This window comes from Microcoleus sp. OTE_8_concoct_300 (assembly GCF_031383065.1).
GTDB lineage: Bacteria > Cyanobacteriota > Cyanobacteriia > Cyanobacteriales > Microcoleaceae > Microcoleus.
In genome coordinates this window covers 1-6,160 of the sequence record NZ_JANMZH010000661.1, presented here as the reverse complement: position 1 = coordinate 6,160, position 6,160 = coordinate 1, and the positions used below count along the sequence as shown (strand labels likewise).

The window sequence follows — 6,160 nt, the reverse complement described above, 5'->3', positions numbered from 1 at the left end:
CGTATATCCAATTTTCATTAACGAGGCCGCTTACTACGAAAAAGGAATTGCCATGTGTTTTACCCAAAAGCAAATAGTTGTTAGTCATTAGTCATTAGTCATTAGTCATTAGTCATTAGTTATTAGTCATTAGTCATTAGTCATTAGTCATTAGTCATTAGTCATTAGTCATTAGTCATTAGTTATTAGTTATTTCTTGAGAGGGTTCTGGTGACAAAAACTCTTCTGAAGAAGGCGCACTAACAGAACGAAAGTGCTTCCATACTTCCAAACTGAGAATACAGGCAATCAGCCACACCAAACCCGCCGTATAACCGGCAATAATATCGGTAGGCCAGTGAACCCCTAGATAAAGCCGACTCAAACCAATAGCAGCAACTAATACAACTGTCAAGCTGTAAATCCACCAGCGCTGTTTGGGAAAGCGCGAACCCAAGAAATATCCTAACAAACCGTAAATAACCATTGAAATCATCGCGTGTCCGCTAGGAAAACTGTAAAAGCGAACGTCAACAACGCGCTCCCAAAGTAGAGGTCGATCGCGGGCAAAAAGTTTTTTTAACAGTAGGTTTAAACCGACCGCCCCGGCGCCAGTAACTGCAATAGTTGTGGCTTCGGAGCGATGTTTGCCCACCCACAAGATAATACCCAAACTCACGCTCACCGCTAGCAGCAAATTTGGCTCCCCTAAAAATGTAAAGGCGAGCATGATGCGATCGCGCAGCGGAGTGTGAAGGCTCCTAAGATATAGTAAAATAGAGCTATCGAAAGCGTAGGTTTCCTTTTCCAAAACCTCTTCGGCAAGGGTGGCAAATACCCACATCGCGAAAGCAGCAACAGCAAGCCCGGCCAGGCGAATTATCGAAATGAGCGATCGAATTTTAGAGCGCATTTTTTAAGGAATTCAAAATTTAAAAGTTTCAACGGACAATAATACAACAAGTATCGGAAACGAAAACGCCTTACCGATCGTCTAGATTCTTGAGCAACTATATTCTGAATCATTAATTGATTTTTCACTAGCCACCTCAGCTTTTACCTCCAATCGGCGAATGACTATACTATCAAAAAAATACATTTCTGCAATTTTGTTGACCGTGGGGTTGACAAGTCTTTCTAGCTGTGCTACAAAAACCGGAGTCAATGCCCCGATCGGCGAAGCCCACACCATCGCCCAGCGTCTCGTTTCTTCAGCAGTCGGGCAAAAGCCGAACAACCCGCAATTCGGGCTGCCGATCGACTGTACCCTGGGCAAAGACTGTTTTGTATTCGTATATTTCGATCGAGAACCCGGCCCCACCGCCGTAGATTTTGGCTGCGGGCGCCAAACCTACGACGGTCACGACGGCACAGACTTTGCCATTCCCGACGCCAAAGCAATGGCAAAAGGAGTTCCAGTGATTGCCTCCGCAGCAGGCAAAGTTTTGCGAGCACGAGATGGTGTGGTCGATCGGCGTTTACAAAACGATACAGACAAAGCCAGCATCGCAGGCACAGAATGCGGCAACGGCATGGTAATCGACCACGGCGCAGGCTGGGAAGCCCAATACTGCCACCTCCGCAAAGGCAGCGTTGCCGTCAAACCGGGTACGCAGGTAGAAAAAGGCACGGTTTTGGGCATGGTGGGAAACTCTGGGATGGCATCTTTCCCCCACGTACACGTAACTTTTCGCTATCAAGGCAAACCCGTAGATCCCTTTGTCGGTCCCGACGCCAAGTTAGGCTGCAACATCGCCCGCAATCCAATTTGGGACAAGCCTCTAGACTATATTTCCACAGGTTTAATTCGGGCCGGTTTTGCCAATAAGCCACCCGATATGGACGCTGTCTGGGAAGGACAATTTTCAGAGACTACACTCCCTGCAAACAGTCCAGCTTTGTTGTTTTGGGTGCAAAGTTACGGAGTTCTCAAGGGCGATCGTGAACAATACAAATTATTTGCACCCAACGGCAAAACCATCGCTGACCAGCCCAAGGAAATTAAAGCCCCCAGCCGCACTTGGTTGGGTTATGTCGGCAAAAGAAACAGTACAAATTCTCCTCTGACTCCCGGAGTTTGGCGGGCCGAATATCGGTTGACGCGGGGCGATCGAGTTTTGGCAGAAGTTAAGCGAGAAGTTGAGTTGCGTTAGTCCCTTGGCCGTTGTGAGTTTTCAGAATAACAGGATTTTCCTCATCTCAGTTAACTGTTAAATCTTTAGGAGTAAACAACAAGCCCCCGGATTCATTTGTGGGATAAATTCCACTATCTAAAATTTAAAATCTCAAATCGGATGATTATCAATATATTCGCTAGCCTTTGTAGTCGGAAAACCTACAGCTTCTTGGTTAGGCAAACAAGAAATAGCGAGTAATCCGCCTCCCCAGATTACTAAAATTTTTCTAAAGACGAGTCCTCTGGATTGGCTGACATTCTTCATTAAGATATATCTATAGCCATCCTAAATCATTAGTGAATTTCTTACTCCCTCCCATTAGTAAGGGGAGGGTTGGGGTGGGGTAAAAAATTTACGACTCCTGCAAGGATTGCTATAAGTGGTTATATAGGTTTTGTGACAATAGGCGCGATAAATTTCAGAAAAGCATTTTTTTGGGTAGATGATATGGCAAAATAACACACTAGGAAAATGACACAAGAAGTTCTGCTGAAAACAAAGCTTTTAAGCAGAAGTTCTTGTTCTGCTTTTTTGCGATCGCTGACTTGTGGATTAACCACAATTATGATAATGGTTATACCAATTTAATGTGAAGTTGCACATATCTCGATCCCCCTCGCATCCCCCTGATAGTCGGGCGACGAAAGATCGGAATCTTGTCCCCCCCGATGCCTTGGGGGGCGACGAAAGATCGGATTCTACGGGGCCTCATAAAAAATTGGTATTAGCTTACTTCTATTGAGTCGAACTCTTGCAGGCGATCGCACAGCCAACACCACAGCCAACACCACAGCCAACTACATCGCCCACTGCATCGCCAGCAAAGACACCCAAAACTTGCAATGTGGGTGCTTATCTGATATATAGCGGTTCTCAAAAAAGTGAGGTATGCTCTATGCCCTATGCCCTATGCCCTATGCCCTATGCCCTATGCCCATGAGTACCTCATCTTTCTGAGAAAGGCTATAGCTGCATGACTTTGATTTGGCAAATGGCTTGTTCAGCTTCCACGAACAACCGATTCTACGAAGGCAGTGACTCAAGATCGGGAACGCTCGTCCCGGCAATAGGTCTTTGATGCGTTCCCATTGGTCATCGCACAGCGCATAACGTCGCGTCATCGTTATTGGATTGGTTTCCGAATGGGATGGCTTCCTCTAGCTTATCTAATTGATGACACGCTGTAGTCTAAGGCCAATTGTCCCAAGCTTGAGCCACAATGTCGCTCAGCCAGAGCCTCTGAGCAAAATCGAGCAGATTGTCGTCGGCGAGCACCTCAGCCTTCAACTCATCCAAAGACTGAGAGCGCGATCGAGCTATTTGAATCACACCCGCGATCGCCGATGCCACCAATTCTTCATTCAGCGGCTGCTGTCGCAAAGCAATCATTTCTTGAGGGTTCGTAGGAATGGGATAATTCATAGGAATGCATACCGAAGGGAGTAGATATTCAGCCGCTGTGGGGCTTCCGGCGAATCAGCTAAAAATTTGAGAACACTGTAAACTTATTTAAAACTAAATAAGTATTCGGGAGTATAACTTAGTTTGCTCCCTTGTCAACTCCCCCATCTTTATTCATTTATTCAGAATTAAGAGTCTAATTATGCAAGAAATTCTTTATCTAGAAGTTCCCACACCAGATACAGCAGCCGTCTGCACTTGGTTGCAGCACGAATTCGATCCGGGAATTGGAGAAAAAATTATTACTCCTGACGGTTTTCGCCTGCTTTCACCGGCCACAACAGCCGAGAGCCTCAAATCTGGAACTCAAAATGCCAATCCAAAACCCGCCTTCGCTGACACCAATTCAGGAAACCAAAATTGGCGATCAACAGAACTTTCCACCTTTGTCTGGTCACTGCAGCGCACAACTTATTTAAAAGTCTTTCGTCTAGAAGACGCGCCCGCTGGAGAAAGAAAGTTCCTAGAAGCTCTGAATCTTGCTGTGAGAAACAAGTTTCCCAATCGCTACCCCAAACCCCCTGTCATAGACCTCTCCAAACAGTCAATTTTTGAGGCTCTTGCCCCCTATTACCCCCTGACCGTCAAATACTTCCAAAAAATGCCCAAAGGCGAATACGACCTCCAGCGCGTCTACTGGTGGGAGCAACGCTGGCGCGAAGGCACCCGCAATCCCCAAAAGCCAAAACAAGTAGTGTTTTTCCACGAAGAAGGAAGTTCGGCAACGGATTCTGTAAGGGATGTAACGGAGGTGAGGAAAACCGAAGTTGGAACAGGGGAGAAGGCATCCGGCACAATTCCAGTGTCTGATTCTGGGGATACTTTTTATGACTTAATTTATATTGGCGGGGCCTTGGGAGTGATTCACGCTGCTGTGATGGCGAGATTGGGCTACCGAGTGCTGCTAGTGGAACGAATGCCTTTCGGGCGGATGAATCGCGAGTGGAATATTTCGCGGGACGAAATTCAAAGCTTAATTGATTTGAATTTATTTACTGCTGCGGAAATCGAAACTTTGATTGCCCGAGAATACAAAGATGGCTACAACAAGTTTTTTGATGCTAACAATCCGCCCGTTGCTAAAGCGCCAGTTCTGCACACGCCGAAGGTGCTAAATGTAGCTTTGGACGGCGAGAAACTGCTGTATTTGGCGGGAGTTAAGCTAACAGAAGCTGGCGGGGAAATCTGGGACGAAACTGAGTTTATCCGAGCCGATATTGAAGTAGAAAAAGTAGTAGTTCAGGGTCGCCACTTGCCGACAAAAGCCGATCGCACTGCATTAGGACGGCTGCTGGTGGATGCAATGGGTTCGGCTTCTCCCATCGCTTGGCAATTGAACGAAGGGCGGGCTTTTGACAGCGTTTGTCCGACGGTGGGAGCAGTCATCGACGGAGGATTTGAGCCTGGGGTTTGGGATTCCGATTACGGGGATGTGCTCTACACTCACGGGGACATTTCTCGAGGTCGCCAGCTCATTTGGGAGTTATTTCCCGGCGCCGGCACAGAATTGACAGTTTATCTATTTCACTACCACCAAGTACATCCCGAGAATCCCGGTTCTTTGCTGGAAATGTACGAGGATTTTTTCGCAATTTTGCCGGAGTACCGCCGCTGCGATGTCGATAAATTGGTGTGGAAAAAACCGACCTTTGGTTATATTCCCGGGCATTTTAGCACCAACAGCAGCGATCGAGCCGTGGCGATCGATCGCCTAATCTCGATCGGCGATGCAGCATCCCTGCAATCTCCCCTCGTTTTCACCGGCTTCGGCTCCCTCGTCCGCAATCTTTTCCGCTTAACAGACCTTTTGGATACAGCTTTAAAGCACAATTTGTTGACGGCAAATCACTTAAACAAAATTCGCGCCTACCAGAGCAATGTTTCAGTAACTTGGCTGTTTTCTAAAGGCATGATGGTTCCAACTAATCGTAGTTTGCCACCCCAAAGGATTAATTCAATTCTCAATACCTTTTTCGGTATTTTGGCAGCACAAAAACTCGCCGTAGCCGAAACTTTTATTAAAGACAGAACCGACTGGCTAACTTTCAATCGACTGGCGCTCGAAGCAGCAGGAAAAAACCCTTCTCTCCTGATGTGGATTTTAGATTTTGTCACCTTGCGGGATATTTGGCGCTGGCTGGGGAGTTACTTGAGTTTTACTCTGCTGGCTTTGGCTAGTTGGCTGTTTGGATGGCTTCCCAGCTTCGCCCGCAGGGTAGAGCCTTGGTTGGAGCCCCGGTATCCGGCTGTTTGGCTGTGGCTGTTGACTAGCAGTTATTCTCTCACCTACGGCCTGGGAAAAGCGAGAAAATTGTTGTGAGGTTTGAGTTGTGAGTTTTGAGTTACAGCAGATTCCAACTGAGTGATATCATGTCCGGTCGAGGGACCGCGATTTTTGTAGAGGCTCCCCTCACCAACAATACCTGCCAATAATTGACCGAAAGCATCCAGGATACAAGCCCCCGGATTCATCCGTCCAGAAATAAAAAACCTGTATCCGAGAAACTTGCCCCCCGAATTTATCCGTGGGGTCAATGCTTCAA

The 6,160-nt window shown here is 47.0% G+C and carries 7 protein-coding genes; 4 read left to right on the top strand and 3 right to left on the bottom strand.

Annotated elements, in window-relative coordinates; genetic code table 11:
• Positions 1 to 91, top strand: a 91-nt coding sequence (locus ACUVJL_RS29980) for a succinylglutamate desuccinylase/aspartoacylase domain-containing protein (protein WP_445249168.1), incomplete at its 5' end; no start/stop codon positions are given.
• A gap of 87 nt (positions 92 to 178) precedes the next feature.
• On the opposite strand, the gene ACUVJL_RS29975 is transcribed toward ACUVJL_RS29980, so the two are convergent.
• Positions 179 to 892, bottom strand: coding sequence for a phosphatase PAP2 family protein (locus ACUVJL_RS29975; RefSeq protein ID WP_445249167.1), 714 nt, complete (start codon positions 890 to 892; stop codon positions 179 to 181).
• A 160-nt stretch (positions 893 to 1,052) separates the two neighbouring features.
• On the opposite strand from ACUVJL_RS29975, the gene ACUVJL_RS29970 reads away from it, so the two are divergent.
• The gene (locus ACUVJL_RS29970) at positions 1,053 to 2,132 is read left to right on the top strand and encodes a M23 family metallopeptidase (protein ID WP_445249166.1); all 1,080 of its coding nucleotides are present in this window, start codon (positions 1,053 to 1,055) and stop codon (positions 2,130 to 2,132) included.
• A gap of 762 nt (positions 2,133 to 2,894) precedes the next feature.
• On the top strand, positions 2,895 to 3,023 hold the full coding sequence (locus tag ACUVJL_RS29965) for a hypothetical protein (protein WP_445249165.1): 129 nt from the start codon (positions 2,895 to 2,897) through the stop codon (positions 3,021 to 3,023).
• A gap of 321 nt (positions 3,024 to 3,344) precedes the next feature.
• Here the strand turns inward: ACUVJL_RS29965 and ACUVJL_RS29960 are convergent, their stop codons facing one another.
• A complete protein-coding gene (locus ACUVJL_RS29960; protein WP_333136647.1) occupies positions 3,345 to 3,578 on the bottom strand; it encodes a hypothetical protein in 234 nt (77 codons plus the stop codon).
• A 181-nt stretch (positions 3,579 to 3,759) separates the two neighbouring features.
• Here ACUVJL_RS29960 and ACUVJL_RS29955 point away from each other — a divergent pair, with 181 nt between their 5' ends.
• Positions 3,760 to 5,937 carry a flavin-dependent dehydrogenase gene (locus ACUVJL_RS29955; protein WP_445249164.1) on the top strand — a complete coding sequence of 726 codons (2,178 nt, stop codon included), beginning with the start codon at positions 3,760 to 3,762 and terminating at the stop codon, positions 5,935 to 5,937.
• On the opposite strand, the gene ACUVJL_RS29950 is transcribed toward ACUVJL_RS29955, so the two are convergent.
• On the bottom strand, positions 5,904 to 6,160 hold a 257-nt coding region (locus tag ACUVJL_RS29950; protein WP_445249163.1), incomplete at its 5' end, for a hypothetical protein. The two genes, ACUVJL_RS29955 and ACUVJL_RS29950, sit on opposite strands and share 34 nt — an antisense overlap.